20 protein-coding genes and 1 tRNA gene are annotated in these 23,054 nt (G+C 63.9%); 9 read left to right on the top strand and 12 right to left on the bottom strand.

Annotation, left to right across the window (positions count from 1 at the left end):
* Positions 1-78: 78 nt before the first annotated feature.
* Positions 79-1,143, bottom strand: a complete 1,065-nt coding sequence (chvE, locus tag X760_RS56020; protein WP_023719486.1) for a multiple monosaccharide ABC transporter substrate-binding protein — start codon at positions 1,141-1,143, stop codon at positions 79-81.
* A 316-nt stretch (positions 1,144-1,459) separates the two neighbouring features.
* Here chvE and X760_RS56015 point away from each other — a divergent pair, with 316 nt between their 5' ends.
* Positions 1,460-2,449 (top strand): LysR family transcriptional regulator, encoded by a 990-nt coding sequence (locus X760_RS56015; protein WP_023719484.1) that lies wholly within the window; start codon positions 1,460-1,462, stop codon positions 2,447-2,449.
* A 313-nt stretch (positions 2,450-2,762) separates the two neighbouring features.
* Here the strand turns inward: X760_RS56015 and X760_RS56010 are convergent.
* A tRNA-Gly gene (locus tag X760_RS56010) sits at positions 2,763-2,836 on the bottom strand.
* 132 nt (positions 2,837-2,968) lie between these two features.
* On the opposite strand from X760_RS56010, the gene X760_RS56005 reads away from it, so the two are divergent.
* Positions 2,969-3,232, top strand: a complete 264-nt coding sequence (locus X760_RS56005) for a DUF6460 domain-containing protein (RefSeq protein WP_023677362.1) — start codon at positions 2,969-2,971, stop codon at positions 3,230-3,232.
* A 4-nt stretch (positions 3,233-3,236) separates the two neighbouring features.
* Here X760_RS56005 and X760_RS56000 read toward each other — a convergent pair whose 3' ends face one another.
* On the bottom strand, positions 3,237-4,073 hold the full coding sequence (locus X760_RS56000) for a histone deacetylase (RefSeq protein WP_245278609.1): 837 nt from the start codon (positions 4,071-4,073) through the stop codon (positions 3,237-3,239).
* A gap of 116 nt (positions 4,074-4,189) precedes the next feature.
* Between X760_RS56000 and X760_RS55995 the strand changes: the two genes are divergently transcribed.
* The gene (locus X760_RS55995) at positions 4,190-5,614 is read left to right on the top strand and encodes an MATE family efflux transporter (protein ID WP_031194167.1); all 1,425 of its coding nucleotides are present in this window, start codon (positions 4,190-4,192) and stop codon (positions 5,612-5,614) included.
* A 3-nt stretch (positions 5,615-5,617) separates the two neighbouring features.
* Here X760_RS55995 and X760_RS55990 read toward each other — a convergent pair whose 3' ends face one another.
* Both X760_RS55990 and X760_RS55985 read right to left on the bottom strand, forming a co-directional pair.
* Positions 5,618-6,694, bottom strand: coding sequence for a quinone-dependent dihydroorotate dehydrogenase (locus X760_RS55990; protein ID WP_023719481.1), 1,077 nt, complete (start codon positions 6,692-6,694; stop codon positions 5,618-5,620).
* The gene (locus X760_RS55985; protein ID WP_023719480.1) at positions 6,691-7,041 is read right to left on the bottom strand and encodes a DUF952 domain-containing protein; all 351 of its coding nucleotides are present in this window, start codon (positions 7,039-7,041) and stop codon (positions 6,691-6,693) included. Before X760_RS55985 ends, X760_RS55990 begins: the two co-directional genes overlap by 4 nt.
* Before the next feature lie 126 nt (positions 7,042-7,167).
* Between X760_RS55985 and X760_RS55980 the strand changes: the two genes are divergently transcribed.
* Both X760_RS55980 and X760_RS55975 read left to right on the top strand, forming a co-directional pair.
* A complete protein-coding gene (locus tag X760_RS55980; RefSeq protein WP_023719479.1) occupies positions 7,168-7,599 on the top strand; it encodes a hypothetical protein in 432 nt (143 codons plus the stop codon).
* Positions 7,600-7,727: 128 nt separating this feature from the next.
* Positions 7,728-8,381, top strand: coding sequence for a response regulator transcription factor (locus tag X760_RS55975; protein WP_023719478.1), 654 nt, complete (start codon positions 7,728-7,730; stop codon positions 8,379-8,381).
* Between the two features lie 3 nt (positions 8,382-8,384).
* Here the strand turns inward: X760_RS55975 and X760_RS55970 are convergent, their stop codons facing one another.
* Positions 8,385-11,873 (bottom strand): PAS domain-containing hybrid sensor histidine kinase/response regulator, encoded by a 3,489-nt coding sequence (locus X760_RS55970; protein ID WP_023719477.1) that lies wholly within the window; start codon positions 11,871-11,873, stop codon positions 8,385-8,387.
* A gap of 233 nt (positions 11,874-12,106) precedes the next feature.
* On the opposite strand from X760_RS55970, the gene mscL reads away from it, so the two are divergent.
* Complete coding sequence (gene mscL, locus X760_RS55965) at positions 12,107-12,529, top strand: large conductance mechanosensitive channel protein MscL (RefSeq protein ID WP_023719476.1); 423 nt, start codon at positions 12,107-12,109, stop codon at positions 12,527-12,529.
* A gap of 111 nt (positions 12,530-12,640) precedes the next feature.
* Complete coding sequence (locus X760_RS55960) at positions 12,641-13,807, top strand: pyridoxal phosphate-dependent aminotransferase (protein WP_023719475.1); 1,167 nt, start codon at positions 12,641-12,643, stop codon at positions 13,805-13,807.
* 92 nt (positions 13,808-13,899) lie between these two features.
* Here the strand turns inward: X760_RS55960 and hemA are convergent, their stop codons facing one another.
* Positions 13,900-15,177 carry a 5-aminolevulinate synthase gene (hemA, locus tag X760_RS55955; protein WP_023719474.1) on the bottom strand — a complete coding sequence of 426 codons (1,278 nt, stop codon included), beginning with the start codon at positions 15,175-15,177 and terminating at the stop codon, positions 13,900-13,902.
* A gap of 265 nt (positions 15,178-15,442) precedes the next feature.
* On the opposite strand from hemA, the gene galE reads away from it, so the two are divergent.
* Both galE and X760_RS55945 read left to right on the top strand, forming a co-directional pair.
* Positions 15,443-16,438 (top strand): UDP-glucose 4-epimerase GalE, encoded by a 996-nt coding sequence (galE, locus tag X760_RS55950; protein ID WP_023719473.1) that lies wholly within the window; start codon positions 15,443-15,445, stop codon positions 16,436-16,438.
* Positions 16,439-16,542: 104 nt separating this feature from the next.
* Positions 16,543-17,793: a D-amino acid dehydrogenase gene (locus X760_RS55945; protein WP_023719472.1), complete on the top strand. Its 1,251-nt coding sequence runs from the start codon at positions 16,543-16,545 to the stop codon at positions 17,791-17,793.
* Positions 17,794-17,829: 36 nt separating this feature from the next.
* Here X760_RS55945 and X760_RS55940 read toward each other — a convergent pair whose 3' ends face one another.
* From X760_RS55940 to X760_RS55920, 5 genes are read right to left on the bottom strand one after another with little or no spacing between them, the layout of a single operon-like run.
* Entirely contained in the window at positions 17,830-19,200 is a 1,371-nt protein-coding gene (locus X760_RS55940) for an FGGY-family carbohydrate kinase (RefSeq protein ID WP_023719471.1), read from the bottom strand.
* A complete protein-coding gene (gene rhaM, locus X760_RS55935) occupies positions 19,197-19,514 on the bottom strand; it encodes an L-rhamnose mutarotase (RefSeq protein WP_023719470.1) in 318 nt (105 codons plus the stop codon). The genes X760_RS55940 and rhaM overlap by 4 nt, the downstream gene beginning before the upstream one ends.
* Positions 19,514-20,515, bottom strand: coding sequence for an ABC transporter permease (locus X760_RS55930; RefSeq protein ID WP_023719469.1), 1,002 nt, complete (start codon positions 20,513-20,515; stop codon positions 19,514-19,516). Before X760_RS55930 ends, rhaM begins: the two co-directional genes overlap by 1 nt.
* The gene (locus tag X760_RS55925) at positions 20,512-21,489 is read right to left on the bottom strand and encodes an ABC transporter permease (protein WP_023719468.1); all 978 of its coding nucleotides are present in this window, start codon (positions 21,487-21,489) and stop codon (positions 20,512-20,514) included. The genes X760_RS55930 and X760_RS55925 overlap by 4 nt, the downstream gene beginning before the upstream one ends.
* Positions 21,486-22,988: a sugar ABC transporter ATP-binding protein gene (locus tag X760_RS55920; protein WP_023719467.1), complete on the bottom strand. Its 1,503-nt coding sequence runs from the start codon at positions 22,986-22,988 to the stop codon at positions 21,486-21,488. Before X760_RS55920 ends, X760_RS55925 begins: the two co-directional genes overlap by 4 nt.
* Positions 22,989-23,054 lie beyond the last annotated feature (66 nt).

Below are 23,054 nucleotides of genomic sequence, written 5' to 3'. Positions count from 1 at the left end.
GTCCGCAAACAATACCGGGCTGGCTCGCCAACGAAAAGGGGCCCTGCCTGCGCAGGACCCCAGGCTTTGTAACCGCGATTACTTCAGTTCTTCGGCCTTGATGTAGCCGGAGTCGACCACCAGCGCCTGGTAGTTCGACTTGTCGACGTCATGCGGCGTCAACAGGATCGAGGGAACGACCTTGACGTCGTTGTTGTAGGTCGTGGTGTCGAGGCCTTCCGGCTTGCCGCCCGAGAGCACCTTGTCGACGAGTTCGACCGTCGCCTTGGCGAGTTCGCGGGTGTCCTTGAACACGGTCGAATACTGCTCGCCGGCGATGATCGCCTTGACCGAAGCGGTCTCGGCGTCCTGTCCGGTGACGATCGGCCATGGCTGATCGGCAGTGCCGTAGCCTACGGCGCGCAGCGAAGCGATGATGCCGCGCGACAGGCCGTCATAGGGCGAGAGCACGCCATCGACGCGGCTGCCGTCCGAGTAGTTGGCGGAGAGCAGATTGTCCATGCGGGCCTGGGCGGTTGCCGCCAGCCAGCGCAGCGTGCCGACCTTGTCCATGCCCATCTGGCCGGACTTCACGACGAGGGTCTTGTCGTCGATCAGCGGCTGAAGAACCGACATGGCGCCGTTATAGAAGAAGAACGCATTGTTGTCGTCCGGCGAACCGCCGAACAGCTCGATGTTGAACGGGCCTTTCTTCTCGGGATAGCCGAGGCCCTTGAGCAGCGATTTGGCCTGGATGACGCCGACGCCGAAATTGTCGAAGGTGGTGTAGTAGTCGACATTTGGCGTCTTCTTGATCAGGCGGTCGTAAGCGACGACGACGACGCCGGCGTCATTCGCCTTCTGCAGCGCATCCCCCATCGTGGTGCCGTCGATCGAAGCGATGATCAGCGCCTTCGGGCCTTTGGTGATTTCGTTTTCCAGCTGGCTGAGCTGGTTCGGAATGTCGTCCTGCGCGTATTGCAGGTCGACAGTGTAGCCCAGAGCCTCGAGCTGGGACTTGACGGCGTCGCCGTCGTTGATCCAGCGCTGCGAGGTCTTGGTGGGCATCAGCACGCCGACCAGGCCTTCGCCCGCTTGCGCCGGCAGCGTCATAGCCGCGATGCCTAGGGCCGCGACGGCGGCCAGTGTCTTGATAATCTTCACATTAACTCTCCCTGGTTGATGGACGCGTACCCTTGGGTTTCGTGGGCCGCGCAATCGTGCAGGAGCGCCAAACGCGCCGCTGCCGTCAATCGATCTCCGGTATCCTCCCAATCGGCCCCGAAACTCTGGTTCAATCGATACGAGTTTTCCCTCGTCACCGACCGTCAAGTCTCAGGACGCGCGAAGGGTGTGTCGCTTTGCCATAACTGTCAAATGCGATCTTTGATGGTTGCTATATCGAGACTGATATGGCTTAGGCTAGTGACGACGCTGCCGGATCCAGCTGGCGCGCCGGGCGTAGGAGTAGGGAAAAATCATGGCGGCGCTGCGAAATCCTGGTGGAATATCAGCCGGTTACGATGAGATTCCGCGCGATGGCGGAACCCTGCTGCGCAGCGGCTTGAGCCTGCGTCACATGCGTATGATCGCAGCCCTCGACGAGCACGGCCGGGTGAGTGCCGCGGCCCAGGTCATGAACATCTCGCAGCCGGCGGCTTCGCGCATGATCGCCGAGATGGAGGCGGTGCTCGACGTCAAGCTCTGCGAAAGGCTGCCGCGTGGCATCACGCTGACGCCCTATGGCAAGGCGTTGGCACGGCGCGCGCGGTCGATCCTGCTCGAGATGCGCGAGGTCGACCGCGAGATCTTCGAGCTCAAGGCGGGCAAGGGCGGCTCGGTGTTCCTGGGCGCGGTCACGGCACCGGCGATCGAGCTGGCGGTGCCGGCGATCCGCGAGATCCGGCGCCTCTATCCGCGCATCGAGATCACCATGCAGGTCGAGACCTCGAACGTGCTGGCGCGCGAGCTGATCGCCTCTCGGCACGATTTCATCATCGCCCGCATCCCCGACGACCTCAATCCGCGGCTGTTCGAGGCCCGCGTCATCGGCGTCGAGAAGGCCTGCCTGATCGTGCGCCGCGGCCACCTGCTGACCAAGGGCAAGGCAGTGCGGTTGGAAGACACCGCCGCCTATGACTGGGTTTTCCAGTCGGGCGGCTCGCCGCTGCGCCAAGCCATGGAAAGCAACTTTTTGAACCGCAACATCGCGCTGCCGGATCGCATCCTCAACACCAGCTCGCTGTTACTGACTCTGGTCATGGTCGCGCAATCCGACGCGATCGCGCCGGTGTCGATCCAGGTCGCGAAGTTCATTCAGAACCCCGAAGGGCTCGACGGCGCCATCGACGTCGTCCAGACCGAGTTCGACATCGAGGTCAGGCCCTACAGCCTGATCACGGTAAAGAACCGCGCGCTGTCGCCGGCGGCCAAGATGCTGCACGATTTTATTTTGCGGGAGGTGGGCTGAGGATTGGAGCGGGTAGCGGGGCGCATCCCGTGGCCGGCCAGACGACCAGACAGGCCCACCAGCAGCGGCGCCGATGCACGTCGGCCACAACTGCTGCGTGATGCTCAAAAAAAGCCCGCCAGCAGAAGCCAGCGGGCCAAGGGTAGACATTCCGGTTGGGGTCATTCGAGGCCCCGCCGACCCTCAATGTGAGATATTCGACGAACTGGCACATCGGCCAAACAGATGAAGGACGGCCAGCAGCTGTAAAACTGCCTGTAAAGCCGCAAGTTTTCAACATCGCCAACTCAGGCGCAACCCGTGTGGCAAAAGCTGGAGCGGGTAGCGGGAATCGAACCCGCGCGTTCAGCTTGGGAAGCTGACAAGCTACCATTACATCATACCCGCGCTGGTTCCTCCGATATCATGGCCCGGCGCCGATGCGCAATCCGGTTTGAGGGCTCGGCTTGATGCCGGGCGGTCAACTGCGTATTTCTGGGCATGTGCCCGAATCGCGGCACCCGACTGTGGAGACAGGCCTTGTCCGCACTGAACCGCTTTCTCGGCGATACGCCGCTCCGGGTGATCTTGAAGCTGCTTGTGGTGTCGTTCCTCGTCGGCCTGGTCATGAATGCCTTCGGCTGGTCGCCGATGGACGTGCTCTACGGCATCCGCAAATTCTTCATCGACCTGTGGAATTTGGGCTTCCACGCCATCGACCGCTTCCTCGGCTACATCCTGCTCGGCGCCGCGATCGTCGTGCCGGCCTTCATCCTGCTCAGGATTGCCAACTACCGGAAGTGACTTTTCAGGCGTAGGCAGCAGCCACCTCGAACAGGATGGCGTGGCGTGCGGCAAGTGCTGCGACATCCGTTGAATAGCCGCCGCCGATAACCCCGCACACCGGGACGCCTAGCGTGCGGAAATGGCGGATCACCATATCGTCGCGGGCGCGCAGCCCGTCATCCGTGAGCGACAGTCTGCCGAGCCGGTCCTCGGCATGGACGTCGACGCCGGCATTGTAGAAGACGAGATTCCAGCGCGCTCGCGCCGACAGCTCCGGCAGGATGGCGCCCAGCCGCTCCAGATAGGCTGCATCGCCGGTGCCGTCGGGCAGGGCGACGTCGAGGTTGGAGGCGATCTTGCGCGCGGGGTAGTTGCGGTCGCCATGCATGGAGAAGGTGAACACGCGCGGCTCGTCGTTCAGGATATCCGCCGTGCCGTCGCCCTGATGCACGTCGAGGTCGACGACCAGGATGTTTTGGGCGGCACCTTCGGCGAGCAGCACCAGCGCGGCAACGGCCACGTCGTTGAAGGTGCAGAAGCCGGCGCCTTGCGCGCGCCGCGCGTGATGACTGCCGCCGGCCGTGTTGCAAGCGATTCCGTTCAGCAAAGCCAGCCGCGCCGCCAGCACCGTGCCGGCCGTGGCGAGCTGCGCCCTCAGCGAAACCCGCGGTCCCACGGGAAAGCCGATCTCGCGCTCGATCCTCACCGGCACGTCGCAGGCAAGCACCTGGTCGACATAGTCTGCAGCGTGGGCAAGCTTCAGCCATGATGGCCGCGCCGCCGCTGGCATGTTGAGCGCTTCGGGCCGCGCCAGGCCGCGTGTCCGCAAGGCTTCCATTAGCAGCGGATATTTGCTCATCGGGAAGCGATGGTTGACGGCGAAGCCGGCGTCGTAGTCGGGATGATGAACGATCTGCAAGGGCGTGGGACGGCCGGTGCGCCAGAGGCGGGTTTCGGTTGACCATACCGGGATGGATGGTTGCGCGAGGTCCGCAAATTGGGGCACATCGGCTAGCCGATCAAGCCGCAACAGGAAGCGACACGCGTTTGGAGCAGGCTTTACCCACCGAAGCCCACGTCACCGAAGCCAGGGCTTTCGTGGTCACCAACCGTTCGGTGCTCGCCATCGCCGTGCCGATGACGCTTGCCTATCTGACGACGCCGTTGCTCGGAATTGTCGACACGGCGGTGGTCGGACAGTTCGGCGACGCCGCCCTTCTCGGCGGCCTGGCGGCCGGCGCCCTGATCTTCGACGTCGTCTTCACCACCTTCAACTTCCTGCGCTCCGGCACCACCGGCCTCGTCGCCCAGGCCTTCGGGCGCGGCGATGCGCTGGAGGAGCAGGCGGTGTTCTGGCGCGCCGTGCTGATCGCGGTCGTCGCCGGCATCGTGTTTGCCGCACTTGCGCCCCTGGTTTCGGCTGCCGGGCAATGGTTCATCGGCGCCGAGCCGCGCGTCGGCGCGGCGATGGACGTCTATATCCGCATCAGGATGCTCGCAGCACCGTTCTCGCTTATCAATTACGCCATCCTTGGTTATGTGCTGGGGCGCGGCGAGGGCGGGCTAGGGCTGATGCTGCAATTGATACTGAACGGCATTAACATCGCCCTCTGCTTCCTGCTTGGCCTGGAGCTTGGCTGGGGTGTTGCCGGCGTCGCCTGGGCGACGCTCACCGGCGAATTCGTCGCCATGCTGCTTGGTCTCGCCATCGTCGGCCGGCGCTTCTGGGCCGCACCCAGGCTGCCACGCCATCGCGTGCTCGATCTGGCGGCATTCCTGCGCATGATGTCGCTCAATCGCGATATCATGATCCGCTCCTTCTCACTGCTCGCCGCCTTCGCGCTGTTCACCCGCCAGGGCGCGCAGTTCGGCACTCTGACGCTGGCCGCCAATGCCGTGCTGATGAACCTCTTCCTGGTTGCCGGCTATTTCCTCGATGGATTCGCCACCGCCGCCGAACAGCTCGCCGGGCGCGCCATCGGCGCCCGTGCCGCCACGGCGTTTGACCAGGCGGTGCGGCTGACGCTGTTCTGGGGGCTCGGTCTGGCCGGCGCTGCGACGCTCTTCTTGTTGCTGGAGGGCACGGATCTGATCGCCCTGATCACGACCTCGACAGACGTCCGCGCCATTGCCGACATCTACCTGCCGTGGGCGGCGTTCGCTGCGCTCAGCGGCGCGCTGGCCTTCGAGATGGACGGGGTGTTCATCGGCGCGACATGGTCGCGCGACATGCGCAACATGATGCTGTTGTCGTTCCTGGCGTTCAGCGCCGCGTTGGTGATCCTGGCACCGGCGTTCGGCAATCACGGCCTGTGGGCCGCGCTGCACGTGTTCCTGCTGGTGCGCGGCTTTAGCCTGCTCGCTATATTGCGGCTGCGGGTGCGCACGGCCTTTAACTGATCGCTAAAGCGGTTTCGTCGCCCAGTGATCGAGGCGGCTGTCGCGAAGCTCGCGCAGCGATTTCAGCCCTTGACTGTCCATGAAACGGACCATGCCGGAAAGAATGCGCCCCGGCAGCGCCGGCCCGGCATAGATCATGCCGGTATAGAGCTGGACGAGATCGGCGCCGGCACGGATCTTTTCCAGCGCCGTCTCGGCGGAATCGACGCCACCGACGCCGATGATGGCGGAATCCGGGCCAAGCAGTTTTCGCATCCTTGCCAGCACGATGGTCGAGCGCTCGAACAAGGGTTTTCCCGAAAGCCCGCCGGTCTCGCCGGCAATGCCGGCGTTGCGCAGGCCGGGTCGCGCGATCGTGGTGTTGGAGATGATGACGCCGTCTATTTGCTTGTCGGTGATCTCGGCGGCGATGTCCTCCAGTTCGGCCTCGACCAGGTCCGGCGCGATCTTGAGAAAGACGGGCGGCTTTGCCGGTGCCGCCGCACGCGCGGCCATGACCCGCGACAGGAGTTCACCAAGCTGTTCGCGCGCCTGCATGTTGCGCAGGCCCGGCGTGTTTGGCGAGGAGATGTTGATCGTCAGATAGCCGGCGTATCGCGCAAACCTGATCACGCCGCGCTCATAGTCGCCGATGCGGTCGGCGCTGTCCTTGTTGGCGCCGATGTTGACGCCGACGACGCCGGCGCGGCCCTTGCGGGCAGCAAGACGCTTTTCCGCGGCGGCGTGGCCTTCATTGTTGAAGCCCAGCCGGTTGATCACTGCCCCGTCCGAAGGCAGCCGGAAGATGCGCGGCTTCGGATTGCCCGTCTGCGGCAGCGGCGTGATCGTGCCGACCTCGGCGAAGCCGAAGCCGAGGCCGAGCAGCGCGTCCGGCACTTCGGCATTCTTGTCGTAACCCGCGGCCATGCCGAGCGGGTTCGGAAAATCGAGCCCGCAGATGCGTGTCTTCAACCTGTCGTCTCGCAAAGGGCGCCCGGCGACCGGCAGGCCGCATCTCAGCGCGGCAATCGACAGCCCATGCGCGGTTTCCGGATCGAGCGTGAACAGCAGTTTTTGGCCGATCCGGTCGAACGCGCTCATTCGGCCTCCAGCGCCGGGAATTCATGCCGGCCGTGGGCGCCGAGCGGCAATGCCTGCACAGAAACGACCGCATTGAGGCCGAGCCCGCCGTAGAGATGAGGGAACAAGGCGCCGCCGCGCGAGACCTCATATTTCAGCGCGTCGCCGAGGCGCGCGCTGTCGACGGCGACCAGCAGCAACCCGCTTTGGCCGGTGAAATGTCTGGCCGCCGTTTCCCGAACCTGCCCGGCGGTGGAAAAATGGATGAAGCCGTCGGCGACGTCGATCGGCGCGCCGGTGAAGCGGCCTTCTCTTTCAGCCTCGCGCCACAGCGCCTCGGGAACTATCTTGTAGATGATCTCGGACATCATTGCGCTATAGTCCGAACAGATCATGCGGGGAAGGGCAGGCCCGCGTTCTTCCCCATTTCAGGTTCTTCCCCAATTCCGGCGCAAACTGTGATAGATTGCGCCGACTGGCTCATGGAGGAAAACATGCGTCTGAAACACGTCTTGATCCCCGCAGCACTGGTCTCGCTTGTCGCAGCTTCGGCCTTTTCCGAGGAAGCCGATCGCTACCGGCTGGAAAAATCGGCCAATGGCTATGTGCGCATGGATACGCAGACCGGCGCCATGTCGCTCTGCGTGGAGCGTTCCGGTCAGCTCTTCTGCAAGACAGCGGCCGACGAACGTGCCGCCTTCCAGGATCAGGTCGACCGGCTGCAAAATTCGGTGAAGGCGCTCGACGAACGCGTCGCCAAGCTCGAAAATTCGCTAGCCGCCCGTTTCGAATCGACTTTGCCCAGCGAGGAGGATTTCAACAAGACGATGGGCTACATGGAGCGCTTCCTGCGCAGCTTCATGGATATCGTCAAGGACATGGACAAGGACGAAGACGGCGCCAAGCCCAATTCGCAAAAGACCTAGGCAATTCGCAAAAAGACCTAGGGCGGGAATAGCAAGCCGGCCACGCCGAACAGCAGGCGTAGCGTTATGATCGTTCAGATCCTGCAAGGCGGAAAATCGCCAACGGGATTCGGGGAGGGATATAACCGTTGGGCTACACATTCGTCATTGCCGACGATCATCCGCTTTTTCGCGGTGCATTGAGGGAGGCACTCGCCGGCATCGGAGATGTTGCCGCCATTCACGAGGCCGGCGATTTCGAAAGCGCCAAGGCGCTGGTCCTGGCCAATGAGGATGTCGATCTGGTCCTGCTCGACCTCTCGATGCCGGGCGCAAGCGGCCTTTCCGGCCTGATCTCGTTGCGCGGCATCCATCCGGCGGTGCCGATGATGGTGGTCTCGGCGCATGACGATCCGGTGACGATCCGGCGCGCGCTCGACCTGGGCGCCTCGGGGTTCATCTCCAAATCGGCCAGCATGGAAGAGATCCGCAATGCGGTGCAGTCGGTGCTCGCAGGCGACATCGCGGCACCCGCCGGGGTCGATCTCGGCGTCGAGCGCGATCCCGAGATTTCCGACCTGATCAAGCGGCTGCAGGCGCTGACGCCACAGCAGACGCGCGTGCTCGGCATGCTGGCGGAGGGACTGCTCAACAAGCAGATAGCCTATGAGCTCGGCGTCTCCGAAGCGACGATCAAGGCGCATGTCTCGGCCATCCTGCAGAAGCTCGGCGTCGACAGCCGCACCCAGGCGGTCATCCTTTTGTCCAAGATCGGCAGCGACCCGGTTCAGGCGGCTGGCTGATTCTCATTCGGCCGCCGGCGCCAGCGGCCTGACCCTGGCCATCATCGAGCGCAGCATCGCCGGTTTCAGCGGTTTGCTGATCACCGGCACGTCGAGCCTGCCAGCAGCGGCGCGAACCTCGCTGGAGCGGTCGGCGGTGACCAGCACGGCCGGCAGGTCCTCGCCATGGATCGCACGCAACTGGGCGATCAGTTCGAGGCCGGTCTTGTCGTCGAGATGATAGTCGGCAAGCACAATGTCCGGCCGATGCATGGCGGACCTGTCGAGATCCTCCGCGCCGGAAAGCGTGTCGACGCTGCAGCCCCAGCCCTCGAGCAGCAGCCGCATGCCGTCGAGGATGCGGCCGTCATTGTCGATGCAGAGCACATGCAGCCCGGCAAGCGAGGTCGTAGCGCGGGCAGGCGGCTTCGCCTCGGCCTCGCGCCGCGGTGCCTGCACGGCCGCCACCGGCAGCAGCACGGAAAAGCGCGTGCCCTTGCCGGGATTGGAGAAGATCCGGATTTCAAGGCGCAGGACGCGGGCGATGCGGTCGACGATGGAGAGCCCCAGGCCGAGGCCTTCCGCCTCGCGCATGCCCTCGTCGAGCCGGGTGAATTCGCGGAACACGGTGTTGAGCTTGTCGCCGGCAATGCCGATGCCGGTGTCGATAACCTGGATCTCGGCCAGTTCGCCGCGCCGCCGCACGCCGACCAGGATGCGGCCATGGCGCGTATATTTGATGGCGTTGGAGACCAGGTTCTGGATCAGCCGGCGCAGCAGATTTCGATCCGTCATGACGCTGAGCGACGACGGCATGATCGAGAGTTCGAGCTTCTTTTCGGCGGCAAGCGGCCGGAAGTCGTTGCCGATCTGGCGCAGCAGCCCGTCGAGGCCGAAGCTCGTATCGTCCGGCTTCATCGCGCCGGCATCGAGGCGCGAAATGTCGAGCACCGCGCCGAGGATGGTCTCGACCGATTCCAGCGACGATTCGATATTCATCGCCGCCTTACCGGCAGGCCCCTTGCCGGTCTTCTCGATCAGCGACGAGCAATAGAGGCGGGCGGCGTTCAGCGGCTGCAGGATGTCGTGGCCGGCGGCAGCGAGGAAGCGCGTCTTGCCGAGATTGGCCTCCTCGGCCAGCATCTGCGCCTGCGCCAGCTCCTCGTTGACGCGGGTGAGCTCGGCGGTGCGGCTCTTCACGCGCTGTTCCAGCGATTCATTGGCGCGCTTCAGCGCCAGATCCTGCTCGACGCGCCCTGAGATGTCGGCATAGGTGGCGACGATGCCGCCGTCCGGCATCGGATTGGAGCGCAATTCCAGGATGCGCCCGCTGGTCTTCAGCTCCATCTGCCATGGGCTGACGAACCTGGTCAGGCGGTTTAGCATGGTGACACGCTGGTCTGCCGGTATATCGCCGCGCTCGGCAAGGTGGCGCAGGATATGATCGAGCGAAACGCCGACCTGGCCCATCTCGTCTGGCAGGTCGAACAGCGCCCGGTACTGGCGGTTCCAGCAGATCAACCGCAAATCGCGGTCGAAGACGGTGATGCCTTGTTCCATCTGGTCGAGTGCGATCTGCAACAGGTCGCGATTGTGCTGTAGCGCCTCGGTGGCGTCGTCGAGCAGGCGGAAGGCGTCCTTGGATTCGCGGTCGTTGCGGCGCAGCAGCAGCGACAGGATCAGCCGCGCCGAGGAGGAGCCGACGGCACTGGCCAGAAGCTGCTCGGAGAAGCGGATGACATCCATGCTGGCCTGTTCGTTGCCGTGCAGTGAAGTGCCGCTGCTCTTCTCGAATGACTGGAAGGAGCGCTCGGTGCGTTCGACACCGAGATAGCGCGCGATCGTGTCCTTGAGGTCGTTGACGGTGATCGTGGTGCGGAAGCGGCGCAGGCTCGGCAGCGGCCCCGCCTCGCGCGGCACGAAGATCGACGCCTGGATGCGTTCCAGCGGCACCGACGCGCGTGACAGTGAGCCGAACACAAAAAACAGCGTGTTGATCGACAGGCTCCACAGCACGCCATGGTTCAGCGGCTCGGCGACGGTGCCGAACAGAGCCTGCGGCCGCAATGCATCGAAGCCGAACAGGCCGTGGACGAGGATGCCGGTGTCGGGCGCGGCGAGCGAGGGAAGCAGCAGCGTGTAGCTCCAGACGACGATGCCGGCCACCATGCCGAGTGCCGCACCCCTTCCGTTGGCGCCGCGCCAGACCAGGCCGCCGATCATTGCCGGCGCGAACTGCGCGATCGCGGCGAACGACATCAGGCCGATCGAGGATAGCCGCGCGCTGTTGGTGCTCTCGCGATAATAGAGGAAGGCGATGAACAGCATGATGAAGATCGCCGCCCGCCGCACATTGAGGATGAGCGTCGACCAGTCCTCGCTCTCTGAGGTCGTGGTCCGCAGCAGCCGGCGCACGAACAGCGGAATGATCAGGTCGTTGGAGATCATGATCGACAGCGCGACGCTTTCGACGATCACCATTGCCGTCGCCGCCGACAGGCCGCCGATAAAGGCGGCCATGGCCAGAACGTCGTGGCCGCTGAACAGCGGCAGTGACAGCACATAGAGGTCGCTGCTGGTCCTGGGGCCGACCAGTTCCAGGCCGGCCAGCGCGATCGGCAGCACGAACAGGTTGATTGCCACGAGATAGAGCGGAAACACCCATGTCGCGGTGCGCAGCTCGGCCTCGCTGCGGTTCTCGACGATGGTCACGTAGAACTGGCGCGGCAGCATGAGGATGGCAAAGCCGCTCAGGCATGTCAGTACCAGCCAGGTCGCGAGCGAGGTGTTGTAGCCCATCGCCTGGCGCACCTGCGTGTTTTCGGCGAGCCGGTCGAACATATCGCCTGGCCCGCCGAAGATCAGAAACGTGACCATCAGGCCTATCGCCAGGAAGGCGGCGAGTTTGACCACGGTTTCGACCGCCACCGCCAGCACCAGACCGTCCTGGTGTTCGGTGGCGTCGGCATGGCGCGTGCCGAACAGCACGGCAAACAGCGCCAGCAGCATGGCAACGACAAGCGAGATGTCGCTGACGAACGGATCGAACGACGGCGGCGAGCCGGTATAGTGCTCGACCATCAGGCTGACCGAGCCGGAGATCGCCTTCAATTGCAGCGCCATGTAAGGCACCGCGCCTATGGTTGCGATCAGCGTGGCGATCGCCGCGACAGCGAAGCTCTTGCCGTAGCGGGCGCCGAGAAAGTCGGCGATCGAGGTGATCTTCTCGGTCTTTGCCAGCCTGACGATGCGCTGCAGCAGCGGAAAGCCGAACACGAACACCAGAACCGGTCCGATATAGATGCCGAGGAATTCGAGGCCGCGCTCGGAGGAGAGCCCGACCGAGCCGAAGAAGGTCCAGGAGGTGCAGTAGATGGCGAGGCTGAGCGCATAGATAAAGGGCCGGGCGCGGCCAGGCCCGGATGAAGTCGAGCGCCGGTCGCCCAGGCTGGCGATAGCAAACAGCAACGTCACATAGGCGATCGCGATGATGACGATGAACCAGCCCTGCACGCCTCGAACTTCCTCCCTGCGCCGGCTTTTTCATCCGGCCTTGCAGACGCAATCACAGCTTGGCCACCGAGTCCATCGCGGCTTTCGGCGCATTATGGCCGCGGCTTCGCGCAATCCAGGCCGGGGAAACACGTCTTTGCTCCTGTCGCAACCGCAGGTTTTTGCTATTCTGCCTGCCGGTCGATGCCGAGGGCGTGGACGGCAGCACGGCCGGTCAGGAAAAGGAGGGTCGAATGCTGAAAGAGTTTCAGGAATTCATTTCCAGGGGCAATGTGATGGACCTGGCCGTCGCCGTCATCATCGGCGCTGCCTTCGGCAAGATCGTCACCTCGCTGGTCGACGACATCATCATGCCGGTCATCGGGGCGATTTTGGGCGGATTAGACTTCAACAACTACTTTCTGCCCTTGTCCTCGGCCGTTAACGCCACATCGCTGGCGGATGCCAAGAAACAGGGCGCGGTCTTCGCCTATGGCAGCTTCATCACCGTGGCGTTGAACTTCCTTATTCTCGCCTTCATTATCTTCCTGATGGTCAAGGCGGTGAACAATCTGCGCCAGCGGCTGGAGCGCGAGAAACCGGCTACCCCGGCCGCTCCGCCACCAGCCGACGTCGCGCTGCTCACCGAAATTCGCGATCTCCTCGCCAGAAAGTAGCGCCTGCGGCAACTTTCTGGACCAAAACCCCGGTCGCTTGCGGCCGGGGTTTTCTGTTTTCGTCCGCCCTGAAACACGCTAGCAGTCGAGCAAACGAAAACGGACCCATCCATGACCCTGATCGATACTCTGCGCGCCGAAGCGCGGGCGGCGCCCGAAAGCGGCATTGTCGCCGTCATGAATCGTGGCCGCGGCCGCGACGGTATGATCCCGCTTTGGGCCGGCGAGGGCGACCTGCCGACGCCTGCCTTCATCACCGATGCCGCCGCCAAGGCGCTGGCCGCGGGCGAGACCTTCTACACCTGGCAGCGGGGCATTCCCGAACTCAGGCAGGCGCTCGCCCGCTACTACACCAGGCATTTCGGCAAGACTTTCGCCAACGAAGAATTCATCGTCACCGGCTCCGGCATGCATGCCATCCAGATGGCCATCGACGCGGTGGCCGGCAAGGGCGACGAACTTGTCTACCTGTCGCCGGCATGGCCGAATTTCGCCGCCGCCGCCGGCGTGGCCGGCGCCGTTCCGGTTGCAGTCACCCTTGATCAGTCCGGCAATGGCTGGTCCTGCGATATCGACAAGATCGCAGCGGCGATCACGCCACGGACCAAGGCGCTGTTCGTCAACACGCCGTCCAACCCGACCGGCTGGACCGCCGACAAGGAGACGCTGCAGGCAATCCTCGATCTCGCCCGCGAAAGGGGCCTGTGGATCATTGCCGACGAGATCTATTCGCTGTTCCACTACGGCCATGGCCGCGCGGCGTCGTTCATCGACATCATGGCCGATGAGGACCGCATCCTGTTCGTCAATTCCTTTTCCAAGAACTGGGCGATGACCGGCTGGCGCATCGGCTGGATCAAGATCCATCCCGCCTTGCAGCAGGTGTTCGAGAACCTGGTCCAGTATTCGACTTCCGGCGTTGCGCAGTTCATGCAGCGCGGCGCCGTCGTCGCCCTCGACGAGGGCGATGCCTTCATCGTCGAACAGGTGGAGCGGGCGAGGGCGGCGCGCGACCTCGTCTGCGGCATTCTCGCCGAAACCGGCAGGGCGCGGTTCACCGTGCCGCAGGGCGCGTTCTATCTGTTCTTCGCCGTCGACGGCATCACCGATTCCCGCGCTGCCGCTTTCGACATGGTCGACCGCGCCAATGTCGGCCTGGCCCCCGGCACCGCCTTCGGCCCCGGCGGCGAAGCTTTCCTCAGGCTATGCTTCCACCGCCGCCTCGACCAGCTCGAAGAAGCCGCGCACCGGCTGGCGAAATGGATGAAGACTGTGTGAGGTGTGTTGAGCTTCGCGCCAGGCATCGCAGCACTGAAAAATGAGGCGGCACCGATAGGCGGCTTCCGCAATGGTGCCCGTAGCGGCGGAGGTTACCCGCCCGACTTCGGCACCAGCAACGGAATGACGCGGTCGCTCTTGGCCACTGAAGGCCGGCCGGCCGAACCGTAGGGAATCCCCAACGCATCCCATGTCTCGACTAGCGCGTCCTGTAAGGAGGCAATCAGCGCGTCAGAATGGAACGGTGTCGGCGTGATGCGCAGCCGTTCGGTGCCGCGCGGCACTGTCGGGTAATTGATCGGCTGGATATAGATGCCGTGCACGCCGAGCAGGCGGTCGCTGGCCATCTTGCAGAGCTCGGGATCGCCGACCAGCAGCGGCACGATGTGGGTAGGTGACTCCATTACCGGCAGGCCGGCCGCGGCAAGCACTTCCTTGGTCCGCGTCGCCTGACGCAGCTGCGCGTCGCGCTCGGCCTGCGAGCGCTTGAGATGGCGGATCGAGGTGGTTGCCGCGGCAGCGATCGCCGGCGGCAGCGCCGTGGTGAAGATGAAGCCCGGCGCATAGGAGCGCACGGCGTCGATCACGGCGCTGGTACCGGTGATGTAGCCGCCAAGCGTGCCGAACGCCTTGGCCAGTGTGCCCTCGATGATGTCGATGCGGTCGGCCAGCCCTTCGCGCTCGGTGATGCCGCCGCCGCGCGGCCCGTACATGCCGACGGCATGGACCTCGTCTATATAAGTCATCGCATTGTAACGCTCGGCGAGGTCGACGATCTGCTTGATCGGCGCGATGTCGCCATCCATCGAATAGACGCTCTCGAAGACGATCAGCTTGGCACGCTCGCGGCCGGCCGCCTGCAGCAGGCTTTCGAGATGCGCGACGTCGTTATGGCGGAAGATCTTCTTCTCGGCGCCCGAGCGCCGCACACCCTCGATCATCGAAGCGTGGTTAAGCTCGTCCGAGATGATCAGGCAATTGGGAAGCAGCTTTGCAATGGTCGAGATCGACGCTTCGTTTGAAACGAAGCCGGAGGTGAAAACCAGTGCCGCTTCCTTGTCGTGCAGGTCGGCAAGCTCCAGTTCGAGCTCGACCAGCGGGTTGCTGGTGCCCGAAATGTTGCGGGTGCCGCCGGCCCCCGATCCCATTTTGCCTGCCGCCTTCTGGAACGCGGCGATGACGTCGGGATGCTGGCCCATGCCGAGATAATCGTTGGAGCACCAGACGGTGATTTCCTCGGCGCGGCCATTGGCACGCCAGATGGCGCGCGGGAATTTTCCCACGATACGCTCAAGGTCGGCGAAGACGCGATAGCGACGCTCTGCATGGAGCTGGTCGATCGCTTCCTCGAAGAACCGCTGGTAATTCATGTCGCCTTCCCAATTTTGCGCGGGATCATAGTCATTGGCCTATTCGCCGTCCACCGCACCGTTTTGGTCAAAATGCCACGCCCCAGGCCTGTTCCTAACGACCACGGAACGTGGCCTATTCCCTTGATGTGGATCAATCTTGTTTCAGGACAATGCCACCCGCCGATGAGACTGGTTACCGCAGATTGTAATGGCCTGGCGGCAGGTTTTCCAGTACGGCGACGATTGAGACAGTTCCGATAAATCATGAATAGCGAGGATGCGGATGACGGTTTTGGTGACAGGCGGTGCCGGCTATATCGGCAGCCATATGGTCTGGGAGTTGCTGGACACGGGCGACAGCGTCGTCGTCCTCGACCGGCTTTCGACCGGCTTTGAATGGGCGGTGGCTCCGGAAGCAAAGCTCGTCGTCGGCGATGTCGCCGACAAGGAATTGGTCGCCTCGATCATCCGCGACAACAAGGTCGACGCGATCATCCATTTCGCCGGCTCGATTGTCGTGCCCGAATCGGTGGCCGACCCGCTTGCCTATTACGAGAATAACACCTGCAAGACACGCACCCTGATCGAGACCGCGGTGCGCGAAGGCGTGCCCAATTTCATCTTTTCCTCGACCGCCGCCGTCTATGGCGGCGCCGGCCTGGAGCCGGTGCGCGAGGACGCCAGGCTTGCGCCGGAATCGCCCTACGGCCTGTCCAAGCTGATGAGCGAATGGATGCTCCGCGACGCGGCTATTGCCTATGGGCTGCGCTATACGGCGCTGCGCTATTTCAACGTCGCTGGCGCCGACCCGAAGGGCCGCACCGGCCAGTCGACGCCCGGCGCCACGCATCTGATCAAGGTCGCCTGCGAGACGGCGCTCGGCAAGCGCCCCTTCATGCAGGTGTTCGGCACCGACTATCCGACGCCGGACGGCACCTGCATGCGCGACTATATCCATGTCAGCGACCTGGCGGCGGCGCATCGGCTGGCCCTGCAGCGGCTGCGTGCCGGCGGATCGAGCCTGGTCGCCAATTGCGGCTACAGCCACGGCTATTCGGTGCTCGAGGTCATCGACAGCGTACGCCGCGTCTTCGGCCATGATTTCGAGGTGCGGATGGGCGAGCGCCGCCCCGGTGACGCCGCCGCGGTTGTCGCCAATTCGGAGCTGGCCCGCGGCGAACTCGGCTGGACCCCGCAGCGTGACAACCTCGACCAGATCGTCTCCGATGCGCTTGCCTGGGAGCGCATCCTGACCAGCAAGAATTCGGCTCTGGGCTAAGCGCGGGCTCTCCGCAAGGGCTCGTCGGCAGGAGGCAGAGGCGCTATTGAAGGGCCTCACGGCTGAGCGTGCAGGCGTTCGGCTGCGTTCGACTTGGGGGCGGCATGAAAATATCGGTGCTTGGAGCCGGCGTCGTTGGCACGGCGGCGGCCTATTGTCTGGCCAGCGACGGCCATGAAGTCACGGTGATCGAGCGCCATCCGGCGGCGGCGCGCGGCACCAGCCAGTCGAATGCCGGCCTGGTATCTCCCGGCGATGCCACCGCCTGGGCTTCGCCCGCCGCGCTTAAAACGTTCCTGCGAGCCCTCTACAACCACGATCTCGGCATCAAGGTGCGGCTGCGCTTCGATCCGTATTTTGTCGCCTGGAGCCTGCGCTTCCTGCGCCAGTGCACGCACAAGCGCATGCGCGCCAACACCGAGATCAAGCTGCGGCTGGCGCTCTATTCGCGCAACTGCATCAACGCCATCTCCGCCGACACCGGCATCCACTATGACGAGCGCAAGAAAGGCATTCTGTATTTCTTCCGCTCGCAGCAGAGCTTTGATACCGGGATCGACAATTACCGCTATCTCGGCGAACACGGCCTGCCGATCGAGATCGTCGGCCGCGACCGGCTGGTCGAGCTCGAGCCAGGCCTCGCCGGCGCCAAGGACAAGATTGCCGGCGGCGTCTATTCGCCGATCGACCAGACCGGCGATTCCAGTCAATTCACGCAGCGCCTCGCTGCCTATGCCGCCGAAAAACTCGGCGTCCAATTCCTCTACGGCACGACGGTCGAAGGCCTCGACATCGACGGCGACCGGGTGCGCGCGGTGATGAGCTCGGCCGGTCCGGTGGCTGGCGATGCGGTGGTCATCTCGATGGGGCCGGAGAGCGGTCTGCTCGGCCGCCGCTACGGCATCGACCTGCCGGTCTATCCGGTGAAGGGCTATACCGCGACCATCCCGCTGGAGGATGAGGGCAAGGGGCCGACCATGGGCGGCGCCGACGAGGACCAGCTGATCGCCTATTCCAGGCTCGGCAACCGGCTGCGGCTCACTTCCACCGCCGAATTCACCGGCTTCGACCGCACCCACCGGCCGAGCGACTTTGCTGCCATGTTCAAAACCGGCAAAGAGCTTTTTCCCGGCGCCTTCGACGAGAGCAAGGCCGTGCTCTGGGCCGGCTTGCGCCCGATGATGCCGAACTCCGTGCCGGTCATCGGCCGGGCGCGGTATGACAATCTATATCTCGATACCGGCCACGGCCATCTCGGCTGGACCATGGCCTGCGGTTCGGGAAAATTCCTTGCCGACGTGGTCGCCGGCCGCAAGCCGGAGATCGATCCACAAGGATTGCTCTACGCGGGCTAGCAACGGCCTGACCGCAGGGCGCCATGAGCTCGGCGGTTAGGCTCGTTCGTCGACTGCCGAACGCCAGGAGCGCACGTAACTTGTCCAGAGTGGATCGGCCGACGGTTCGGTCCTTTCGCCTCTGCCTTGCGGTGTCCCCTGGTCCGACGCCAGCAAGGCGGCGCCGATGCTGGTGCCTGTTGCGGCCTCGGAGGCAATCACGGCCCGCGCCGTCGCCGCCGCCAGCATGCGGGTGAACAGCCGGTTGCGGGCAAAGGGCCCCTCGACGATGGTGGGACCGTCGGCGCCGATCAGATCGAGGCTCGTCGCGGTCATCAGCGCCAGGTAGAACGAGATGGCGACAAAGCGCTGGCCATTGTTGATGCCGTCCGCGTTAAGCCATGATGCGGTATGATGCGGGAATGGCCCCGAGCCTTGTTGGGTCGAAGGCAGCAGTGATGCCTTGCGCGCCAGCACCGCGGCGACATCGTCTTCGGTCCAATCCTCCGATTGGCCTTCCGTCAGCACGGAGAACTCGCGGCCGCCCATGAAGCGCGCCGAAGGCACGGGATCGCCGAGCGCGTTGACATTGACCAGCGTGTCGCGGGCCGGATCGAGCGTGACCTTGCTGCCGCCAACCGCCATCGACACCACCCAGGTGCCGGTTGAGACGACGGAGAAAGGCGGCTTGTCGGACAGGAGATGCGGCAGCAGCGAGGCGTTGGAATCGTGCAGGCCGCAAAACACCGGCGTTTGCGGGTCGAGCCCGGTTTGCTGGGCAAGGGCGGGCAGGATCGGCCCGAGCCAATCCTTCGCCGGCCGCACGGGCGCCATCAGGCGCCGCCATTCCATTTTGTCGACCAATGACGAAAAATCGGCTCTCCACGGGTTCCACAGATCGGTGTGGCAGCCGAGCGAAGTTACCTCGCTGGCGGCGACGCCGGTCAGGCGCAAGGCCCAGTATTGCGGATACATCAGCATCGCGGCGGCCCTGGCGAAATCCGCTGGAAAGCGCTTCTGCTGCCAGAACAACTGCGCGCCGAGATTGAGGCCGGCCGGCAGTCGCGGCGAGCCGGTCTCGGAGAATGCCGGACGGATCGCGTCGTAGTCCTTGGCGAAGGCATCCGGACCGTCGAACTCGTAATCGAGCACCGGCAGCGCCAGTTCGCTTGATGCGTCGGCCAGCACCGCCGTTGCGCCATGGGTGGTGATCGATATCGCGTCGATGCGCTGCTCGCGATCGATCTCGGCCAGGCTGCCGAGGATGAACGCCCATAACCGCTCGACGTCGTGATGCGGATACGGGCGTTGCCGAACCGGCTCGTTCACCATCCTGCGCAGCGCCACTTCGCTTGCTGCGGCGAGATCGACCAGCGCCACCTTGGCGTTGGTCTTGCCGATATCGATGACGGCGACGTGGCGGGTCATTCCATATGGAACATTGTTTCCAGCGGCACCGCCACCGGCTCGTTGTTCGGCTTGGTTTCCACGATGTCTGCCATCTCGGCCCACCAGCGCTGCATCGCCGGATGCTTAGGCAATTCGTCCATGCCATGGTCGTCACGGCGCCACAGCACGCCGAACAAGGTGTTGGTCTCCTCGTCGAGATGGATCGAGTAATCGGAGATACCAGCCTGTTTTAGCAACGCGACGAGTGACGGCCAGATGTCGTCGTGGCGCCTCTTGTATTCGGCCTTCATGCCGGGATTGAGCTTCATCTTGAACGCATATTTTTCGGGCATCAGGCAAAGCGCTCCCGCCGTACGCGCCGCCACAGGATCGGCAGTGCGATGACGATGATCAGCAGCAGGCCGATGAAGATCGACATGACGATCCCCGGCACGTTGAGCAGGCCAAGGCCAAAAGTTACCAGCCCCATGATGAAGGCCGCCAGCACGACGCCCAGAATGCTGCCGGCGCCGCCGAGAATGCTGACGCCGCCGAGCACCACCATGGTGATGACTTCGAGCTCATAGCCCTGCGCGATCGACGGCCGGGTCGAGCCGAGCCGCGAGGTGATCAGCACCGAGGCGATGCCTGCCATCAGGCCGGTCAGGCAAAACAGGATGAATTTGATACGGCCGACACGCACGCCGGAAAACTGCGCCGCAACCGGGTTGTTGCCGATGGCAAAGACCCGGCGGCCGAAGCTCGTCCGGTGCAGAAGGAACCAGTAGACGACGGCCGCGACGAGGAAGAGCGTCAGTTCGAACGACACCACCCACCAGACATAACCTTGGCCGAAGAAGGCGAAGCTCGCGGGATAGCCCTTGTAGGCCTGGTCGCCGAGGATGATGAAGGCAACGCCGCGAAACAGGCTCATCGTGCCGATGGTGACGACGATCGACGGCAGCCCCAGCCTGGTGACGAGCAGCCCGTTGAAGGCGCCGCAGCCGAGCCCGACGACGATGCCGATCGCCACAAGGGCAGGCGTCCCGGCGCCAGCCTGCACCGCCATGCCCATCATCGTCGAGGCCAGCGCGATGATCGCCGCGACCGACAGGTCGATCTCGCCGGAGATGATCAGCAGCGCCATGGCCAGCGCGATCAGCGCCTTTTCCGTGAAGTTGAACGTCAGGTCCGACAACGACCACGCGTCGAGGAAATAGGGCGAGGCAAAACTGTTGATGGCAAAGATAGCGACCGCCACGACGACCAGCAGCGCCTCCCAGGAGAAGATCGCCGAAGTGAACGGCTTGTCGAGTCGGTTCGGAATATGGCGCGGGGCAGGGGTATCGGTCATGCCGCTTCCGCTTTCTTGAGGATGATGCGGCCTTGCCGGCGCTCGCCGCGCGCGTTGAGCACCACGGCCAGGATAATGGCGCTGCCCGAAATCGCCATTTGCCAGAAGGGCGAGATGTTGATGACCGGCAGCGCGTTGGAGATGATACCGAGGAACAGCGCGCCGAGCACCGCGCCGCCGACCGAGCCGATGCCGCCGGCGATCGAGATGCCGCCAATGACGCAGGCGGCGATGATGTTGAGCTCGTAGCCATTGGCGACCTCGACCGAGGCGATGACGTAGCGCGAAATCCAGAGATAGCCGCAGAGGCCGCCGATCATCCCCGAAATGCAGAAGACGATGAATTTCGTCCGGCCGACGTCGATGCCGGCATAGACCGATGCCGTCGGGTTGACGCCGATGGCGTAGATCGAGCGGCCGAGCGCGGTGCGCGTCATCACAAGGAAGAACAAGGCGATGACCAGCAGGGCAATCCATGACAGCACCGGAATGCCGAGGAACGCCGCGCGCTGCAGGCCGATGAAATCGGGGCTCATCTGGTCGGCGTTGACCCAGGCGCCGCCTGAAATAACGAAGGTGGCGCCGCGGTAGATGGTGAGAGTGCCGAGCGTTACCACGATCGAGGGAATGTTCAGCCGCCACACCAACAGGCCACTGATGGCGCCGAGCACCAGGCCGACTAGAAGTGCGATGACGATCAGCAGCGGGATCGGGATTGCCGGATGCGCGGCGTTCAGCATCGCCACCACCATGCCGGTGAAGCAGAGATTGGCTGCCATCGACAGGTCGATCGAGCGGGTCAGGATAACCACCATCTGGCCGAGCGCCAGGATCATCAGGATCGACGTGTCGTTGAACACCTGGCGCACATTGCCGGGAGCGGCAAAGCCCGGAAAACGCATCGAGATCAGCCCGATCAGCACGGCGATTGCCGCCAGCAGCCAGACTTCGCGGTATTTGAGAAGAGCCTTCATGCCGCGATCCCCGCTGCCGTCCTGACCAGCGTTTCGGCGTCGAGCCCCTTATTGTCGTAGACCGCGGCAATGCGGCCCTCGCGCATAACGACGACACGGTCGGACATGCCGAGAATTTCCGGCAGTTCGGACGACACCATGATAACCGACAGGCCTTGCGCGACGAGCTCGGCCATGAAGCCGTGCACGGCGGCCTTCGAGCCGATGTCGATGCCCTTGGTCGGCTCGTCCAGTATGATCACCTTGGGCGCGGTCGCCAGCCATTTGGCGATGACGACCTTCTGCTGGTTGCNGCGCAGGTCGAGCCGCTCTGTGTAGGAGCGGGCTAGCGCAAACTCTTCCGCCACCCGCAATATGCCGGATTTGGAGGTTCGCTTGAGCGAAGGCAGCGAGACATTCTGGAAGATAGGCAGGCCGATCACCACGCCTTGCTTGCCGCGTTCCTCCGGCACATAGACGATGCCGGCATCGATCGAATCCGCCGCCGATTTCGGCGCGATCGCTTTGCCTTCCAGCGTGATCGTGCCGCCGCTGGTGCGGGTGATGCCTGATATCGCCTGCATCACCTCGCTGCGCCCGGCGCCGACAAGACCGTAGAAGCCGAGGATCTCGCCCCTGTGCAGCTCGAAGCCGATATCATCGAACTCGGTCGGATGCGACAGGCCGGAGACGGCCAGCACCGGCGCGCCGATCTCGGCCTTGCGCTGCGGAAAGATATGGTCGACCGCGCGGCCGACCATCATGCGCACGATCTGGCTCTGGCCGGCATCCTTGATCAGGCCTTCGCCAACCATCTCGCCGTCACGGAACACGGTATAGCGGTCGGCGATGCGGTAGATCTCATCGAATTTGTGGCTGATGAACAGGATCGCCTTGCCGTCGCTCTTGAGGAATTCGATCAGCAGGAAAAGCTCTTCGATCTCCTTCATCGAAAGTGCTGCCGTCGGCTCGTCCATGATGACGATCCGCGCGTCGATCGACATGGCGCGGGCAACGGCGACGAGATGCTTGTTGGCGATGCCGAGATCCTTCAGCCTGGCATCGGCGTCGATATGGCCGGCGCCCATCGTGTCCAGCACCTCGCGGGCATTCTTGCGCATGGTGCGCCAGTCGATGGTCTTGAAGCGGGTGCGCGGCGCATGGCCGAGGAAGATGTTTTCGGCCACCGTCAGATCGTCGAACAGCACGGTTTCCTGATGGATGGCGGTGATGCCATGCCCGAAGGCGGCATGGGCGCTGGGCAAAGCGACGGGCTGGCCGTCGATGTTGATTGTGCCTGAATCGGGCTGATAGATGCCGGTCATGATCTTGACCAGCGTCGACTTGCCGGCGCCGTTCTCGCCGATCAGCGCGGTCACCTGGCCGGGATAGAGCGACAGGCTGACATCGTGCAGCGCGCGCACGCCGGGAAAGCTTTTCGAGATGCCGGACAGCGTCAGCCGCGGCCCGGGAGACAAAGGCGCTTCCTTCGCCACTTCGTGTTGGGCTGTCGTGTCCATAATCGTATCAAGCCCTGAAACTAGGTCCGGTTGAGGCCGCGGCGGGGCCACGGTCCCGCCGCACCA

The organism is Mesorhizobium sp. LSHC420B00, assembly GCF_000503055.1.
Taxonomy (GTDB): Bacteria; Pseudomonadota; Alphaproteobacteria; order Rhizobiales; family Rhizobiaceae; genus Mesorhizobium.
The sequence above is the reverse complement of the archived record's forward strand: the minus strand, read 5'-3'. Positions and strand labels throughout refer to the sequence as shown.

Excerpts from the sequence above, each read along its gene's own strand:
- mscL (WP_023719476.1), top strand. The coding sequence starts at position 12,107 with ATGCTGAAAGAGTTTCAGGAATTCATTTCCAGGGGCAATGTGATGGAC.
- X760_RS55940 (WP_023719471.1), bottom strand. The coding sequence starts at position 19,200 with ATGACCCGCCACGTCGCCGTCATCGATATCGGCAAGACCAACGCCAAG.
- X760_RS55985 (WP_023719480.1), bottom strand. The coding sequence starts at position 7,041 with ATGTCCGAGATCATCTACAAGATAGTTCCCGAGGCGCTGTGGCGCGAG.
- X760_RS55925 (WP_023719468.1), bottom strand. The coding sequence starts at position 21,489 with ATGAAGGCTCTTCTCAAATACCGCGAAGTCTGGCTGCTGGCGGCAATC.
- rhaM (WP_023719470.1), bottom strand. The coding sequence starts at position 19,514 with ATGCCCGAAAAATATGCGTTCAAGATGAAGCTCAATCCCGGCATGAAG.
- X760_RS55930 (WP_023719469.1), bottom strand. The coding sequence starts at position 20,515 with ATGACCGATACCCCTGCCCCGCGCCATATTCCGAACCGACTCGACAAG.
- X760_RS55980 (WP_023719479.1), top strand. The coding sequence starts at position 7,168 with ATGCGTCTGAAACACGTCTTGATCCCCGCAGCACTGGTCTCGCTTGTC.
- X760_RS55990 (WP_023719481.1), bottom strand. The coding sequence starts at position 6,694 with ATGAGCGCGTTCGACCGGATCGGCCAAAAACTGCTGTTCACGCTCGAT.
- hemA (WP_023719474.1), bottom strand. The coding sequence starts at position 15,177 with ATGAATTACCAGCGGTTCTTCGAGGAAGCGATCGACCAGCTCCATGCA.
- galE (WP_023719473.1), top strand. The coding sequence starts at position 15,443 with ATGACGGTTTTGGTGACAGGCGGTGCCGGCTATATCGGCAGCCATATG.
- X760_RS55995 (WP_031194167.1), top strand. The coding sequence starts at position 4,190 with ATGGTTGCGCGAGGTCCGCAAATTGGGGCACATCGGCTAGCCGATCAA.
- X760_RS55945 (WP_023719472.1), top strand. The coding sequence starts at position 16,543 with ATGAAAATATCGGTGCTTGGAGCCGGCGTCGTTGGCACGGCGGCGGCC.
- X760_RS55960 (WP_023719475.1), top strand. The coding sequence starts at position 12,641 with ATGACCCTGATCGATACTCTGCGCGCCGAAGCGCGGGCGGCGCCCGAA.
- X760_RS56015 (WP_023719484.1), top strand. The coding sequence starts at position 1,460 with ATGGCGGCGCTGCGAAATCCTGGTGGAATATCAGCCGGTTACGATGAG.
- X760_RS56000 (WP_245278609.1), bottom strand. The coding sequence starts at position 4,073 with ATGAGCAAATATCCGCTGCTAATGGAAGCCTTGCGGACACGCGGCCTG.